This is a genomic window from Calditrichota bacterium, from assembly GCA_020637445.1.
In the GTDB taxonomy this organism is placed as follows: Bacteria; Electryoneota; RPQS01; order RPQS01; family RPQS01; genus JABWCQ01.
Genome location: JACJVZ010000001.1, coordinates 881,040 through 896,568, shown reverse-complemented (window position 1 = coordinate 896,568; position 15,529 = coordinate 881,040). Strand labels below are relative to the sequence as shown.

Annotated in this window: 15 protein-coding genes and 1 pseudogene; 1 reads left to right on the top strand and 15 read right to left on the bottom strand. The window is 52.4% G+C overall.

Features of this window, described 5'->3' with window-relative positions:
• Positions 1-4: 4 nt before the first annotated feature.
• The 15 genes and pseudogenes from H6507_03660 to H6507_03590 all read right to left on the bottom strand — a co-directional run bounded on the left by H6507_03660 (position 5) and on the right by H6507_03590 (position 13,963).
• Positions 5-679: an FAD-binding protein gene (locus H6507_03660; GenBank protein ID MCB9368188.1), complete on the bottom strand. Its 675-nt coding sequence runs from the start codon at positions 677-679 to the stop codon at positions 5-7.
• Positions 676-1,380: a di-trans,poly-cis-decaprenylcistransferase gene (gene uppS / locus H6507_03655; protein MCB9368187.1), complete on the bottom strand. Its 705-nt coding sequence runs from the start codon at positions 1,378-1,380 to the stop codon at positions 676-678. The genes H6507_03660 and uppS overlap by 4 nt, the downstream gene beginning before the upstream one ends.
• 18 nt (positions 1,381-1,398) lie before the next feature.
• Positions 1,399-2,616 carry a hypothetical protein gene (locus tag H6507_03650; GenBank protein ID MCB9368186.1) on the bottom strand — a complete coding sequence of 406 codons (1,218 nt, stop codon included), beginning with the start codon at positions 2,614-2,616 and terminating at the stop codon, positions 1,399-1,401.
• Between the two features lie 37 nt (positions 2,617-2,653).
• Positions 2,654-3,652 (bottom strand): S-methyl-5-thioribose-1-phosphate isomerase, encoded by a 999-nt coding sequence (gene mtnA, locus H6507_03645; protein MCB9368185.1) that lies wholly within the window; start codon positions 3,650-3,652, stop codon positions 2,654-2,656.
• Positions 3,649-4,602, bottom strand: a complete 954-nt coding sequence (locus H6507_03640; GenBank protein ID MCB9368184.1) for a sugar kinase — start codon at positions 4,600-4,602, stop codon at positions 3,649-3,651. The genes mtnA and H6507_03640 overlap by 4 nt, the downstream gene beginning before the upstream one ends.
• Positions 4,603-4,604: 2 nt before the next feature.
• Entirely contained in the window at positions 4,605-6,284 is a 1,680-nt protein-coding gene (locus H6507_03635; GenBank protein MCB9368183.1) for an arginine--tRNA ligase, read from the bottom strand.
• Positions 6,285-6,556: 272 nt separating this feature from the next.
• A pseudogene (rsfS, locus tag H6507_03630) lies at positions 6,557-6,895 on the bottom strand (ribosome silencing factor).
• 19 nt (positions 6,896-6,914) lie between these two features.
• On the bottom strand, positions 6,915-7,577 hold the full coding sequence (locus H6507_03625; protein ID MCB9368182.1) for a LytR C-terminal domain-containing protein: 663 nt from the start codon (positions 7,575-7,577) through the stop codon (positions 6,915-6,917).
• A 108-nt stretch (positions 7,578-7,685) separates the two neighbouring features.
• Entirely contained in the window at positions 7,686-8,192 is a 507-nt protein-coding gene (locus H6507_03620) for a hypothetical protein (protein ID MCB9368181.1), read from the bottom strand.
• A gap of 64 nt (positions 8,193-8,256) precedes the next feature.
• Positions 8,257-9,006 (bottom strand): NTP transferase domain-containing protein, encoded by a 750-nt coding sequence (locus tag H6507_03615; GenBank protein ID MCB9368180.1) that lies wholly within the window; start codon positions 9,004-9,006, stop codon positions 8,257-8,259.
• Between the two features lie 13 nt (positions 9,007-9,019).
• The gene (locus H6507_03610) at positions 9,020-9,886 is read right to left on the bottom strand and encodes a pantoate--beta-alanine ligase (protein ID MCB9368179.1); all 867 of its coding nucleotides are present in this window, start codon (positions 9,884-9,886) and stop codon (positions 9,020-9,022) included.
• Position 9,887: 1 nt separating this feature from the next.
• Positions 9,888-10,757 (bottom strand): 3-methyl-2-oxobutanoate hydroxymethyltransferase, encoded by an 870-nt coding sequence (gene panB / locus H6507_03605; protein ID MCB9368178.1) that lies wholly within the window; start codon positions 10,755-10,757, stop codon positions 9,888-9,890.
• The gene (gene mnmA / locus H6507_03600; GenBank protein ID MCB9368177.1) at positions 10,754-11,905 is read right to left on the bottom strand and encodes a tRNA 2-thiouridine(34) synthase MnmA; all 1,152 of its coding nucleotides are present in this window, start codon (positions 11,903-11,905) and stop codon (positions 10,754-10,756) included. The genes panB and mnmA overlap by 4 nt, the downstream gene beginning before the upstream one ends.
• A 1-nt stretch (position 11,906) precedes the next feature.
• Positions 11,907-12,806: a hypothetical protein gene (locus tag H6507_03595; protein MCB9368176.1), complete on the bottom strand. Its 900-nt coding sequence runs from the start codon at positions 12,804-12,806 to the stop codon at positions 11,907-11,909.
• Complete coding sequence (locus tag H6507_03590; protein MCB9368175.1) at positions 12,803-13,963, bottom strand: cysteine desulfurase; 1,161 nt, start codon at positions 13,961-13,963, stop codon at positions 12,803-12,805. The genes H6507_03595 and H6507_03590 overlap by 4 nt, the downstream gene beginning before the upstream one ends.
• Positions 13,964-14,122: 159 nt before the next feature.
• On the opposite strand from H6507_03590, the gene H6507_03585 reads away from it, so the two are divergent.
• Positions 14,123-15,523 carry a hypothetical protein gene (locus tag H6507_03585; protein ID MCB9368174.1) on the top strand — a complete coding sequence of 467 codons (1,401 nt, stop codon included), beginning with the start codon at positions 14,123-14,125 and terminating at the stop codon, positions 15,521-15,523.
• Positions 15,524-15,529 lie beyond the last annotated feature (6 nt).

Genomic DNA, 15,529 nt, shown 5'->3' with positions numbered 1-15,529 from the left:
CATTCTACCAATCAAAAAGCGAGAGCGCGTCTGATCCCCGATAACTCAGTTGCCGGCTGACCGGTGACGAAAGATTCTCCGCGGCCGAAGCTCCAAGCACTTTGTGACCAAGATCAAGCGGCAAGTCGTCGGCACAAAACTCGATGCCAACAATGTAGCCCGCCTTGCCGCGCGACTCCAAGAGCATCGCTGATCTTGCGCTCAATGGCTGCTGCGCCGAAGCGGGCCCAGTGAGCGAAACCGTGTGCCCCTTCGCGTCGATTAGCTCTACACACTGCACGGTTTGCCAAAATGACTTCGCCGCGTTTCGCGTTGCCAAATCACCTGAACCGCAAATCAGTCCGCCGATAGTCTTGCGCTGTACCGACGAATCCCCCAGCAAAACCTTATTGACAGAAACTCCGGGCTGGCAATAGACACGGCCATTCGATAGCCGTGACATTTCGCGAAGCCTTGAAGAAGCGACCGCAAAAGTACGATCAGACTTTAGCGCGAAGTTTTCCGGGAACGAGCTTCCTGTTCCAAGAGGCAAAATTCGCCAGTTCGCTTCCGAGCACATCCGAATAATCGCGGCCAAAGCATCGATAGTCGTTGGCGATGAAACCGGATACGGCTTAATCTGCATCAACCCGAACGACGCGTCGCTAAGTTCGGTTTCCCAATCGATTTGTACACTCATGTAGGTCGCGCTCCAAATCGTCTTTCTCGGTTTGAGTACTCTCGCAACGCGCTCATAAACTCCGCGCGGCGGAAATCGGGCCACAATGTCTGAGAAACGACGATTTCCGCATATGCTGCTTGCCACATCAAGAAATTCGACAGTCGAAACTCTCCGGATGTCCGTACAACCAAGTCCGGATCAGGAATCTCCGAGGTATACAATGCTCCGGACAATGATTGTTCGTCGACTGATGCCGCGCCCGAGTTCAAGAGCTTGTTCACTGCGTCGACGATTTCTTGTCTTGATCCGTAGGCAATGGCAAGAACCAAATGAAGGCCCGTGTTGGCAGACAGCTTCTTGACGGCGGATTCAAGTGCTTTACGTGTCCCGCTCGTAACTTGATCGAGCTTGCCGATTACGGTCAGCTTGACGTTATTCTCCATTAGGTTGCGGACTTCTTTGCCAAGCGTTGTGATCAAAAGCGTCATTAACGCATCGACCTCAATCTTCGACCTGCGAAAATTCTCGGTTGAAAACGTGTAAAGAGTAAGATATTCAATTCCAACCTCACCCGCGACGCGGACGATTTCACGAGCCGATTTGACGCCTTCTTTGTGCCCTGCAACCTTTGTCAGTCCACGCGACGCTGCCCAGCGACCATTCCCATCCATGATCACCGCAACGTGACGCGGTATGCGCAACTCTTCGTCCGTGGACATCTGATCGTTCAGTTTACATCAATTCTCGGAAAGCTCCGCGCCCTTTGCCATTGCGGCGGCTCCTTCTTCATTCTGTCCGTTGCGCAGCAATGCAATGCCGTAATTCGTCCAGAATGCGCCATTCTCGGGATCAGCTTCCTTCGCGGCCCTGAGTTTTTCAATTGCCTTGTTCAAATCCGAGAATTTCTCGCCTTCAAGGTAGATGACGCCTTCAATGGCTAAAACGACGCCGTCATCCGGAACTTTAGAAAGGTACTCGTCAAACGCCGTCAAAGCCGCGGCCGTGTCTTTCAGCTGCAAATTAAATTGACCGATATAGTAGACAATGTTTTCGTCGTCTTGGTTAGAATCTTTGGCGTGCGTGAGCGCCTCAAGGGCGACGTGCTTTAAAGAATCTCTTTGGGCTTCAGGACGACTCTCGTCATTGGCCAGGGTGGCGAGAGCGTACGCTTTGTATTGTACGGCGTCGATCAATCCGGGCTCGTTTGACAACAATCTGTCCGCGATACGAAGTGTGTTCAGATAGTCCTCGCCCGAGTAGTAGTACTGAATCAACTGCAAGTTCGCATAGCGCATGTTGTTGCCGAAGTTTTCGGGTTCCTTCTTCTTGAGTTCAGAACCTTCCAACGCCATGATCGCGTTTTGCCACGCATCCACGAAAGACGAATCCTTTTCTTGATAGCCTTTCAATTGAGCATAGACAAACCTGCTGCTCCAGTTGTTCGGATCAAGTAAGTTCGCCACCGAGGCTGCGGCGAGACCTTTCGTGATGTCTTTCTCGATTCCTTCAGTGTTTCCAGACTCCGCTTTTGCACGGTAGATTGAATCGGCATCCACGGCAATGCTATAGAAATCCCACCAATATCCCTCAATGATCTTATCTATGTCTTTGAGGTGCTTCTTAGCCTTCTTGTCGTCCTCTTTTGCGCGTAAGACGTCGAAGTCGGAAAGCATCATCTTGATCACGGCCAATTGAGGATTCTCAGCATCGCCGGCAATCTTCTTTCTAAGACCGATGTTGGCGGGTTCCATGGCAATCATACCGAGCAGCTCGCCGCGTTCAAAGAATACGTCAAGATTGTCGGATTCTTCAACCGCCGCTTGATCGTAAAACTCCATGGCCTTGGCGAAGTCGCCTTGCTTCTTGTAAATCTTCGCAGAAGTGAAAGCCACTCCCGCGTAGGCAACAGAAATGACTGCTGCAATCAATGCAAATTGAATGAATGTGCGTTTCATGCTATGTCTCGACAAATTGTTTTTCCACATGGTTGGATCATCCCGGAAATCGGTAAGGCGGCAAATGGACGCCCTTTTCCGTGATAATAGAAGTAATAAACTTGTTAGGCGTCACGTCAAAGGCAGGATTCCACACCTTTACGCCTTTCACTTTCGCCAAACCCGGGGTCGCATTTACTATCTCGGCCGGATTGCGTTCTTCAATGATGATTTCATTGCCGGACTTAAGTTTGCTATCGAAAGTAGAACTTGGCGCGACGACGTGGAACGGGATATTGAATTGATGCGCAAGCATTGCAACGCCGCACGTTCCGATCTTGTTGCTCGCGTCTCCGTTGCGAGCAATACGGTCCGCACCGACGAAGACCCGCTGCACTTTGCCTGCCGACATCAGAGCCGCGACCATGTTGTCGCATACGAGCGTAACGGGAATGTGGTCATTCGCGCATTCCCAAACGGTTAAACGCGCTCCTTGTCCCACTGGACGTGTTTCACAGGCGAATACCTCGCGCACGACTTTCTTGTTGTATCCAGTACGTATCACCCCGAGCGCTGTGCCAATCCCACCTGTCGCTAACGCTCCCGTGTTGCAGTACGTCAAAACCGATTCAGGTTTAGCAATTAGGGCCGCTCCGAACTCCCCCATTCTGATGCAGGCGTCCGCGTCTTCTCGATGAATAAGGCGCGCTTCCCGCAAAATTGTTTGCGCCGAGATAGACTTCATGGACTCGATGCGCTCTGCCATGCGCTTGAGTGCCCAGAACAAATTGTATCCCGTCGGCCGCGTTACCCTAAGTCGTTCGATCGCGTCTGACATTGAAGCGTGCGTCGCGTTTCTCGATTGAGCTGCCAATGCCACGGCATACGCTGCCGCGATTCCAATTAAAGGCGCGCCCCGTACCGCCAGCGACTCGATAGCTTTGGCGACGTGTTCGGCCTTTTTTGCCACGATCCACTTTTCTTGTCCGGGAAGTTTGCGCTGGTCAAGGATTAGCAATTCGCCGTTCAGCCATTTGAGCGGTACTATCTTGCTCATGGAACCCGCGTCATCGCCGCCAATTCACCGTGACGTTTGATGAGCTCTTGCCGAGTGCGATCCTTTAGTCCATCCGGTCCAAAACCTTCAACGTAAAAAGAACCAATTACACTTGCCCATTGCATTCCGCGGCGGATGTTGGTGTCGTTGATTTCACCGCAAGCAGCAAGGTAACCAAGCAGCGTTCCCGCGTAGGAGTCGCCGGCTCCCGTCGGGTCGACGACTTCCTTCACCGGGTAGGTCTGAGACATGAACATCCCGTTCGGTCCCATCAGGAAGCTGCCGTTTTCGCCCTTCTTGACGATCACCCACTTCGGCCCCATGGTCAACAACTCGCGTGCGGCGCCGGTTAGGCTCGTCGCTTCAGTAAGCCATCGTGCTTCAAATTCGTCGACGAAAAGCAGATCAACTTGTTTCAAAACTTTCAGGAAATCATGGCGGGCAATATCGATCCAAAGTTTGAACGTATCTATCGCGACGAGCTTCGGGCGCTTTACTTGTTTCAAAACGTCTAACTGCAAGCGCGGTTCGATGGCGGCAAGAAAAAGAATCTCGGGTTCGCGGTAGGCTTCGGGAAGTTTTGGCGAGAAGTGCTCGAATACGCCAAGTTCAGTGCGGATCGTCTCGCGAGTGTGAAAACCCTCGTGGTACCGGCCTTCCCACAAAAACGTCTGGCCATCGACCACTTCCACTCCGTGGAAATCCACGCCGCGACGGCGCAGGAACTCCGCTTGTTCAAAAGGATAGTCTTCTCCGACGGCTCCTACCATGCCGACTTTTGCAAACCTGCTCGCGGCATTCGAAAAATGAAATGCCGAACCTCCAAGCACAACTTTTCCTTCGACACTTGGTGTATGCAAAACGTCAATCGCGACGCTGCCTACGACGACCACGTCCGGCGACGGCGCTCCGTTCAATCTGCGAATCTTCTTCGTTCCTTTAGCTGCCAAGATTACATCTCCGTGGGTGCTGATACTCCGCAGACGGAAAGCCCGCGCTGCAAAGCAATTTGAGTGGCACGACATAGACAAAGTCGCGCCGTTTGCAATTCGTCGGGCGTCGTCAACACCCGGCAATGATGATAAAATCGATGGAACTGCGCCGCGACTTCGCGCAGCCAATTTGTGAGCGCGTGCGGATCACGCGCATTCGCGCATTCAAGCAACACGTCACTCAGTTCGCGCAGTCTGCGCAATAGCGTCAGCTCTTCTGGATGAGTGAGCAGATCGAGATGAGACGGCGTATTCGGTGCCTGCAGTTCTCCCCGCCGGAAAATTGATTCGATGCGAGCGTGTGCGTATTGCACGTAGAAAACAGGATTGTCGTCCGATTGGCGTTTCGCAAGCTCTATGTCGAAGTCCAGCGGCGTTGAAGTGCGTCGCAACAAGAAAAAATAGCGTGCAGCGTCGACACCGACTTCTTCCACCAATTCGTCCATCTCGATTATTTGCCCGGCACGTTTAGACATTTTCACGGGCTCACCGTCGCGCAGCAAATTGATGTGCTGCAAAAGCATGATTTCGAGACGCTTCGGGTCTTCTCCCAAGGCTGACATCGCGGCGGCCATCTTCGTTATGTAAGCATGATGATCCGGTCCGAGAATATCGATGATATTATCGTAACCGCGGCGAAACTTGTCCCAGTGATAAGCAATGTCCGGCAAAAAGTAAGTCGGTTTGCCTTGTGACGTAACCACGACCCAATCTTGACCGTCGCCAAACTCTGACGTACGGACAAATTTTGCCCCGTCTTTTTCAAAGATCGTTCCGCGGGCTTCCAATGCGCGATAGGCTTCCCATTCAGCTTCCGATTCACGAAGAGAACTTTCACGAAACCAACGGTCCATCGAAACGCGAAACCCCTCGAGGGATTTTTTTTGCATTCCAATGTGTTTTTCGACGGCGAGTTTGCCAAGCTCTTTTACGACTTCTGCACCGAAGATGTTCGCTTGTTTCCCGTCTTTGATGGGTTCAAGCAGCTTCTCTAAGTCATTGCGGTCAGCTTTTTCACCGTACTCCTTCGCTATTCGCAAAATATAGTCACCGTGATATCCGCCGTCGGGAATGTCGGTCGGATATCCGAGCAACGTGAGAAGTCTTGCAAACACAGATTGTCCGAGCAATTCCACTTGATTGCCGGCATCGTTGACATAGAATTCGGCGTCGCAAGAGGCTCCCAGCGAACGGTAGATTCTGGTCAGGCTGTCGCCCACTGCCGCCGCACGAGCGCTCACGACATTTAACGGCCCGGTTGGATTGGCCGAGACAAACTCGATCAAGAGTTTTTGGTCTCCCAAGTCGCTCGTCGTGCCGAATGTCTGGCTATTGTTCAGAGCAAGCGCCGCAATCGATTGCAAGTATGCGTCCGCAAAGCGAAAATTTATGAACCCCGGCCCGGCGACCCCTTCACACTTCACGAGAGTCTCGTCCAACTTCGCTTCGGCCACAATTGCGTCGGCAATTTGCCGCGGCGGCTTCTTCAGTTGTTTGGCGTAAACAAGCGCGGCATTGGTCGCAACATCGCCGTGCGTGCTGTCGCGCGGTTTTTCAATTGTCACCGCGGGAGATTCTACACCAAGTCGCGCCAACGCATCCGTGACCGCAGAGGCTACATGCAAATGCGCGCGTTTCAAGCCTTCTTCGCCTTGCTTTTCTTGGCCGGAGTTTTCGCCGTCTTCTTCGCTGTCTTCTTGACAGTCTTCTTCGGACGGGTTCTACTGACCGACGTGCCCGGCGCTTTCTTTTTGGCTTTCTTTGCGCTCTTCTTGACCGTTTTCTTGCCTGAAGTCTTTTTCGCTGCTGACTTCTTCTTGACTGCCTTCTTAACGGTTTTCTTCACAGCTTTTTTAGGAGCCTTCCCCTTAACCGAAGACACAACAAACTCTCCGTCGTCCGTGAGATCAATCACGTCGGCGTCACTCCACAGGTCTTCAAGCCTGTAATACTCTCGTGACACCGGACGAAAAACATGCACCACAACGTCGACGAAATCGATTAATACCCAGTTCAACGAATCGTAGCCTTCGGTATGAATCGGGCGCTCACCAAGTTCAGAGCGGGCGCTCTTTTCGATGTGCGAAGCGATCGCTCTTACTTGCTGGTTTACTTCTCCGGTGCAAATCACAAAGTAATCGGTCACCGTATCGAGCTTAGTCAGATCGAGTATCCGAATTTGCTCGGCTTTTTTTTCAAGTGCGGCCAAAGCTGCATATTTGGCCAAATCAAAAGGACGAACCGTGCTCAGACGACTGCTCCGTCGTTATTTACTGAAGTTTCCATTTTAGCTTTCTATAGTCCGCGCCGACAATCAAAGATACGTCCGCGTTTTTGTCGCTGCGAGTCGTGTCCCACGCCGCAAGATCTACGGGAATTCCCAACGAATCCGCCAACACTTTTCCGTAGGCTCTGCTTTCCCGTCGGTCCAAGACTTCACTCTTGGCATATTCAAAGCTGCGCGCGTTGCGAACCTCGACGATGTCAAATCCCATTTTCTCAAGTGCCGCCTTGGCCCTCTTCCCTACTCCTTTGACACCACAGCCGTTGAAAAGTGTAACTGACGGCAGTTTTGCGGCAGCTACCTTCTTCTTGATTTCTTTCTGAGAAGCGGGAACTTCCTCGTGAATAGTGTCCGGCGAAACAGTATCCGCATTTGCAGCCAGAATTGAATCTACAGACACCGACAAGTCGTACTCTCCCGTGTCGGCAGGCTGAATGCTTGCAAGTTGAGAACTTGTTTCCGTCGAAGCGATGGTTTCTCGCACCGGTCTGACGCGCGGACTCGACTCACCAGTCCAGTCACTTCCGCTCGAAATCCAAAAAGCCGCAACCAAAAGCAGCGCGGCAAATCCGTACCACGGCCAGCGTGGAAATTTGCGCGTTTTTTTTGCGTGTGCGAAATCTTGAGTCGGATAAAAGCGCTTGGACACCGTTCAAAAAAATGACCGAGAACTTAGGACTCTCGGTCGCTTAATGTGGCCAACCGATGCGGCGGGCAAATTGAGAGAGCGGCTTGTGCGGATATCTTCGGGCTCAACTCACGGCCTTCCCGGAAATGCCCACGGCGAGTAATCGTATCCGCCATAAAACGGACTCCCCCAACTGCGGTATGGACTCATTCCTTTGTATACGGACAATCGAAAAATCGAATTGTTCGAAGGCACCCACGTCAGATCGGCACCGCCGACGAAATCATTGCCCGTATTCGCGGGATTCCACTCCGCCGGTCCGCTGGGCTGAAATTGATAACCCAAATGAGTCGTCAAAAACAGCGGTTTCAAGAGTTGATAATCAATTCGGTTGAGGTACAGCCCGCGTGAAACACTTGTTCCGCCGCCGTTCGCATATCCAAAGCTCACTTGATGCGACATGTGCATGCGTGACGGATCAAGCAAACCACGGACTGAGCTTAGTCCGATGTTCTGCTGATGATCACGAAGGTACTCGGACGTTTGTCCGCTGGTCGGCTGACTTCTAAATTGCGCCATCGTCGGGATCGCGCAAAGCATTGCCGCCAAAACCACCCAAGAAACAAGTGACCTCATAGGTCTCTCCAACTTCTTCCCAAGATTAGGTAAGATATGCACAAACATCATAATAATCAATATCTCAGGCCGTCCGCCGGGCTAACCAAGCTGCCTCAGCGAGCGCAAGTTCTTCGGCGGTATTGATGCCCTGAAGCTCTGAGAAATCCGCGCAATTTACGGCCTGAGTGTCCTTGCCAGCGTTTGCCATGATTCGAACAATGTCGGTCAGGTAGTACTCGCCCTTGGCATTGTTTGGCGTCACTTTGTGGAGGGCCTCAAACAAGTCCTCCCTATTTACCACGTAAACACCGCTATTTATTTCACTTATACTTCTTTGTTCGGGGGTCGCATCCTTCTCTTCAACGATCCCAGTGAAAATCCCGTCAAGATCCCTGATGATTCGACCATAACCGAAGGGGTTCGGTGCGGTCGTCGATAGTACGGTTAAGTTGCTTTCAGATGCCCAGTGAGAGTCTAAAAGTTGGCGCAGGGTCGTCTCCTGAAGAAGCGGTACGTCTCCGGAGAGGATCAAGACATCATCGCATACGGCGGACACGGCCTCCTCTGCTTGAAGTACGGCGTGTCCCGTACCCAGAGGCGGGTCTTGGACGACTGTCGCATCCGCGACACCCCGGACGGAGGATTCGACCAGTTCACGTTTATGGCCGACTACCACGATTTTTTGCTTGGCGCCGAGTTTTTCCGCCGTCTCCAGCACACGCAAAATCATCGGCCTTCCGGCGATTTCATGCAGAACTTTCGGCAGGTCGCTATTCATTCGCGTGCCTTTCCCCGCCGCCATAATCACAACCGCAAAACTGTGTTCACTCACTTGAAAAACTTCTTCAGACTGTTGAAAGTTCCGAACTTGCGTCAATTGCTGGGAGGTTGTCAATCAACCGGACACTACCTATGCGGATGGCCCCGATGAGGCGCCCTGTGGGCCCAATAATCGCACTTTCCTTCAGGGTCCTACTGTCCACCACTGTCAGGTAGTCCACGGAAACTTGAGGGGCTCCTGCGACCACTTCCGACATCACATTTTTGACTAATTCTAATCTTGATTCACCGTTTTTGATGATCTCTTGGCCGGCACGTAGCGCGCGATACAAGACGGTCGCTTGGCTTCGTTCAGCATGCTTGAGAAAACGGTTCCGCGAGGACATCGCCAACCCGTCAGGTTCGCGAATGATTTGACCCGCAATAATAGCCACCGGCCAATCGAGTGCCTCCGCCATTGCTCGAATCAAGATCAGTTGCTGAAAGTCCTTTTCGCCAAAGACCGCTGCGTCAGGTTTCACCTGATGAAAGAGCTTTCCCACAACAGTCAGGACTCCGCGAAAGTGAGTAGGTCTAACCTTGCCTTCCCAAATACTTCCAAGCATGCCCGGGTCAATTTCGATTTTCGAAGCGCCGCCATACATTTCGTCTGCCGACGGAGCATATATGAAATCTAATCCCTCTTGCTCGCAAAGGGACAAATCGCGTTCGAGATCGCGGGGATAGCGTGAAAGATCTTCGTTTGGTGCAAATTGCGTCGGATTTACAAAGATCGACATGACACGTATGTCGCACGGGCCACACAATCTGGCTAAGTTGAGGTGACCTTCATGCAGTGCACCCATTGTAGGAATAAGACTTATGCGCGCCGCACACTGCCAAAGCGGTTCAAGTTCCGAAATGAGTTCCGCGCGAGTTCGAAGCAGTTTCACGTCAGGATTTTCGGCTGCGTTTTACCGGCTTCTCATTATCCGTTCGTTCCGGTGTTTCATAGGACTCGTGCTTTGCCGGAAACGATCCTTCACGCACATCGTTCACCCAACTGGTCACTGCATTGCGAATCAGGTCGGCGCCCTGCATGTAGTGACGAACAAATCTCGGTTTGAACTTGTCAAAGATTCCCAGTAAATCATAATTCACGAGAATCTGACCGTCGCATTTTGCTCCGGAACCTATTCCGATGGTCGGAATACGGAGCTGTTTTGAGACTTTCTCGGCCAATGCCGCCGGAATCTTCTCAAGCACAATCGCGAAGCAGCCCGCTTCCTCAAGCGCGAGCGCATCGAGCAGAAGCTGTTTGCCTTCTTTCTCAGTGGTCGCTTTGACTCCATAGCCGCCAAAGACATTGATCATCTGAGGTGTCAACCCCAAATGTCCCATGACCGGGATGCCCGCTTCAACCAACCGCTTCACCGTGGGGATCAAATAGCCTCCGCCTTCCATCTTGACGGCTTGTGCACCGCCTTCTTTCAGGAAGCGAATCGCGTTTTGCAGCGTGTCTTCAATGGAAACCTGAAATGCGCCGAACGGCATATCTGCGACCACCATCACACGAGAAGTACCGCGCGAAACGCATCGAGTCAAAAACAACATGGCGTCCATGGTCATTGGCAGAGTCGTGGCATGACCGGCGACTACGTTTCCGGCACTGTCGCCTACGAGCAGAAAATCCACTCCCGCTTCTTCTTCAAGACCTGCAAACACGGCGTCGTAGGCCGTTAGGCCAACAATCTTACGACCCTCCGCTTTACACGCTACGATTTGCGGCGCAGTGACGCGCGGAAAAGCTCCTGCTTTGCTCATTGTTCTTCTCCTTCCGTTCCCGAAAGAATGGCTCCACCGAGTACATAATCTTCTCGATAAAACACCGCAGACTGACCGGGCGTAACGGCCCGCACAGGTTCGTCAAACTCAATTTTCACACAATTGCCCGCAAGAGGTGTAACGGTTGCGGACACGGCATCCGACCGGTAGCGGATCTTCACGTCGCAGCGCACGGGTTCTTTGGGCTCGGCAATGGATACCCAATTCGTGTCGTGACCGAAAGCCTGCGAACTTGCGCAGTTCTCATCGTAGTCGACAAAAACACGGTCGGTCGCCGGATCAATCCGCGTAACATAGAGCGGTCGCCCTGCAGACAACCCAAGTCCCTTGCGCTGCCCAACCGTGAAATTGGCAATCCCGTCGTGTCTTCCCATGGACCGACCGTCGGGACCGACAAACTCGCCGCCGCCGAGAACTTTCAATTGCGACGGGAAATTATCCTGCAAGAAACGGCGGTAGTTGTTATCCGGAACGAAACAAATATCTTGACTCTCGGGCTTGTCTGCCGTCACCAAGTCCAAGCTGCGGGCAAGTTCGCGGACCTTTGATTTTGGTAAATCACCGAGCGGAAACAACGTGTGAGCCAAACTCCGCTGAGACAGACCCCAAAGAGCGTACGACTGATCCTTTTCAGGATAACTCGCGCGTCGAAGCATTGCGCGGTCAACGTTGCGTTCGACGCGCGCATAGTGCCCTGTGGCAAGATAATCACATCCGAGTCGTTCTGCCCGCTCAAGCAGAGTTTGCCACTTCACGAAAGTATTGCAGCGTACACATGGATTGGGAGTTCTTCCGCGCAGGTATTCTCCGGCAAAGTTTTCAACCACTGCGCCGTGAAACTCCTTGGACAAATTCAAAACGTAATGTTTGAACCCAATGCGGTCGGCTACAGCGCGTGCATCTTGCGCCATCGTAATGCTGCAGCAGCCGCTCGCGCGGTTCAACGACATTTCCTCGCCTTTTTCATCCGTCCACAAATGCATGGTCAGGCCGACCACGTCGTAGCCCTGCTCCATCAATAATGCTGCCGCAACAGAGCTATCTACTCCGCCGGACATTGCAATCGCTACCGTCTCCTTGACAGTTGTCTTCTTGTTTGTGAGGATGGTTGGCAATTCGACGGACATCTTATCTCATTGTAACGGTGGTTGTACGGACTTTTGTTGAATCGGCGGTGAAGCTGACTCGCGATGTGTCAGCACCAACGACCCACTTAACCATAGTGCTAACTTCTGATTTGGGGCCAAACGAATCATCAAACGAAACTTGATCGATTTTGCGGGAAAAGACAGGTGCCGTTTCGGTTTCACCGGCTGGCTTCAATAAAGCAAGCCGGTCGACGTGAATTTGGTCAGTCCACGTTTCCGCCGAAGAAAACTCACGGGCTTTCGCCAATTCGCCGCTGTTTGCGGAAGAAGTTAAGTTGACTATTCCCAGTCCACCTAACCTTTGCGGAAGAGTAGCGGCAGCGGCAAGAACGGCGGTGGTTGCTTCGCCGGATCCCCCGAGATAAATCTGTGTCGTGTCGTTGACGTGATGCTTCCCCAGGAACTGCAGCAAAATATCGATGCTTCGTTTGCTCTTGGCGAGACCTTTCCAGATGTTCTCCCGCGACTCTTCCGGCTTCCCCTTCGAGTCGTACGAGAAGAAATCGTGGATATTCAAAGCGAGTACGGCCGCAAACTGTGCTTGAGTCACGTCGTCCAAAGCGTCGCTCAAGTTAACTGCGTTGGATTCGTCATAAACCCACAGTACGGCTTTCGTCTTGTTTTCGGCGGCGGGCAATCTGTATTGAGCAACGACAGTATCGCCTTTGTCGCTAATGGCAATGACATTGTAGTGTGCGTAGTCAATTCCGCGACCCATAAATTGAATGTCCTGTTTTACGAGTTGGGCACGCTCCTGCCGCAGGTTTTCCGTGGTATAGACTGATCCTCCGCGAACAAACAAATAGTAGATTAGCAGCGTTGCGGCAAGTACAAAAAGTACTACGAGGATCAAACGAGTATTCCCTGTTTGTGCTCTCATGAAACCACCGCCATTGTTTTTCTTTGTCTCTCGACGATACTGGGAAAGACCGTCACCAACTCATCCACATCTGCGTCCGTGCTGAAACGGCCGAAACTAATTCGAATGCTCGACCGTGCGTCGGCCACGGATAACCCAAGTGCCTTCATGACATGCGATGCGCCTGTTGCGCCTGCGCTGCAAGCAGCTCCTGTCGACACGCTGATCCCTCGCATGTCCAATGCGATGAGCAGTTCTTCACCGTCACAGCCCGGAACACGGATGTTTGAAATGTTCTTGGCGCGCGGAGTCTCTTCACAATTGACGAACAGGCCGGGTATTCTCGCTTTGAGTTCGCGTTCGCACCTGTCGTGAAGCCCCACAATTCGTTTGCAATCAGATTTCATCCGCTCAGCACACAGTTCGGCCGCCTTGCCAAATCCCACTATGCCCGGAATGTTCTCCGTGCCCGTGCGGCGGCCGCGCTCCTGACTGCCGCCGTACTGATGCTGGGCGAGCTTTGTTCCGCGGCGTATGATAAGCGCGCCTACTCCCTTGGGGCCGTGAATCTTGTGGGCGGAAATCGAAATCATATCTACAGGTAAACTTGCAAAATCAAGCTGGAGCTTACCAAAGCTCTGGACGTAGTCGCTGTGAAACTGAACTTTCGAACGATTGCACAAAGTACCTATTTCGTGTGTCGGCTGGATCGTTCCCAACTCGTTGTTGACATGCATTACTGAAACAACTACCGTTTCGGGTCGGAGAGCTTTCTCAATTTCTTGCGGGTCCACAACGCCGTTTGACGACACGGGAACGACGGTTAGTGCTACGCCGGATTTTTCCGCGGCTTTTGCCGCGTCTAAGACAGCATGATGCTCGAATGCCGTGATCACGACGTGCTTGCTTGACTTATCACTCGCCGCCAGTGCTCCCTGAATCGCCCAATTATCAGCTTCCGTTCCTCCGGACGTGAAAAACACTTCGTCTGGATGACAGTTCGCCAACCGAGAAATTCGAACGCGAGCTTCTTCAAGCAGCATCTTGGCGCGCTTGCCATGTTCATGGACGCTAGAAGGGTTTCCCCAGCCGTCGGAAAGCGCGTGCGTCATAGCCTCGATCACTTGCGGATCGGGCTGCGTAGTTGCTGCGTTGTCAAGATATACCATTCCTGCCATAGCTTGTAAATATACACTTTACCACGTGAAAATGCAAGTATTTCGCATCTGAAACACTTGACAAACCTCGCTGTTTTACGTAACTTAACCACGACTATGGCCCCATATATCAAATACCTCTGCTTGCTTGCCATTTTACTGGCTGTCCCTTTGAGAGGCATGGCTCAGGAGGTGCTCGATCCTGCCTTTGATCCCCCCTTCCGAGGCGGCGCCACAGGAGGGAACAAGATCCGCTGGAATGGCACGATCGGCATGGTCATTATCAACGGCAAGCTCTATCAGCAATTCGGCCTTCGTCCCGATGTTCCTTTGGGGAAATGGGGAGTGGGCTTGGACCTAACGCTTCGCGTCGATGAAGAGGGAAATCTCAAAGAAGACGAATGGGATGAGCCCGAAGATGCTATCGAAAAGGTCTACTACATTCGTTACGGCGCACCCGGTGATCCGCTATACATGCGCGTCGGCGCGCTCGATAATGTCACGATCGGCTACGGCATCATCATGCACCGTTATGCGAACACGATTCAATATCCGGAAATCAAGCGCGTCGGTGCCTATGTAGAGGGCGAGTACGGAAAAGGCGGATTGATTTCATGGCAAGGCATGACGAACAATTTCCGCGAGTTCACTGAGCCCGGGCTCTTCGCCGGACGAGTCGCCCTGCGTCCGCCAATCAAATTCAGTCCGGTGTTCGGTGCATCAATCGGCTATGACGGAAATCAATATGCCGGACTGCATGATTCCGATGATGACGGCGTTCCGGACAGGTTAGATTTGTTTCGTGACGTCAATGACCGTGTCCGCGTCCAAGAGATCATGGACACTTTGAGCGCAGATCAAATCCAGCAGATGATTGAATGGGGATATCTGCCGGATATCTATCACTTGCCCGGCGATTATCGTGACAAAAAAGATGGCGTTATGCTGACCGGAGTGGATGTAGGTTTTCCGGTGGCAAAAGCAAAGAATTTCTCCTTGTGGGGCTACGCGCAGGCGGCTCAGACGCTCGACTACGGTTGGGGCTGGGCGTTTCCGGGAGCGAGATCGGTGCTGGGACCTGTAGAGGTCGGACTCGAATACCGCCGCTATGAAAAGGAGTTTATCGGCGACTATTTCGACTACTCCTATGAACTGGAGCGCGCGCAAGTCGTTCCCAAAGATTCGACGTTTGACTACCAAACAAAAGAGTCCCGTTTGGCGGGACTCGGAAAAGCGGAAGGTATCTACGGAGATTTGACGCTTTCTCTTACGGATATCGGATATGTTTATGCTTGGGCATTGGACATGCACGGCCCCAACTATCCAAGCGGCAAGACCTTCTACGGTGAAGCGGCCGCCACTCCACCCCAAAACCTCAGTCGGTTGCGCAAAATCGCGGGCTACTTCTATCAACCTAACAGGCCCGAATTCTTCGAAAAGCTCTCAGACGGCACGATTTACGGTGGCAAGTTCTTCATTGCGCTTGCACCGAATGTCAACTTGGTATACGATCACCGCGTGACTTATGCTAACGGCGAGACCTACCGCACCGTGCGCATCGAAACTATGGTGAGCTTCTAATTGTCT

What these genes read in the sequence shown, in the direction of transcription:
- H6507_03660 (MCB9368188.1), bottom strand. Translation starts at nt 679, where the DNA reads ATGAGTGTACAAATCGATTGGGAAACCGAACTTAGCGACGCGTCGTTC.
- uppS (MCB9368187.1), bottom strand. Translation starts at nt 1,380, where the DNA reads ATGTCCACGGACGAAGAGTTGCGCATACCGCGTCACGTTGCGGTGATC.
- H6507_03650 (MCB9368186.1), bottom strand. Translation starts at nt 2,616, where the DNA reads ATGAAACGCACATTCATTCAATTTGCATTGATTGCAGCAGTCATTTCT.
- mtnA (MCB9368185.1), bottom strand. Translation starts at nt 3,652, where the DNA reads ATGAGCAAGATAGTACCGCTCAAATGGCTGAACGGCGAATTGCTAATC.
- H6507_03620 (MCB9368181.1), bottom strand. Translation starts at nt 8,192, where the DNA reads ATGAGGTCACTTGTTTCTTGGGTGGTTTTGGCGGCAATGCTTTGCGCG.
- panB (MCB9368178.1), bottom strand. Translation starts at nt 10,757, where the DNA reads ATGAGCAAAGCAGGAGCTTTTCCGCGCGTCACTGCGCCGCAAATCGTA.
- mnmA (MCB9368177.1), bottom strand. Translation starts at nt 11,905, where the DNA reads ATGTCCGTCGAATTGCCAACCATCCTCACAAACAAGAAGACAACTGTC.
- H6507_03595 (MCB9368176.1), bottom strand. Translation starts at nt 12,806, where the DNA reads ATGAGAGCACAAACAGGGAATACTCGTTTGATCCTCGTAGTACTTTTT.
- H6507_03590 (MCB9368175.1), bottom strand. Translation starts at nt 13,963, where the DNA reads ATGGCAGGAATGGTATATCTTGACAACGCAGCAACTACGCAGCCCGAT.
- H6507_03585 (MCB9368174.1), top strand. Translation starts at nt 14,123, where the DNA reads ATGGCTCAGGAGGTGCTCGATCCTGCCTTTGATCCCCCCTTCCGAGGC.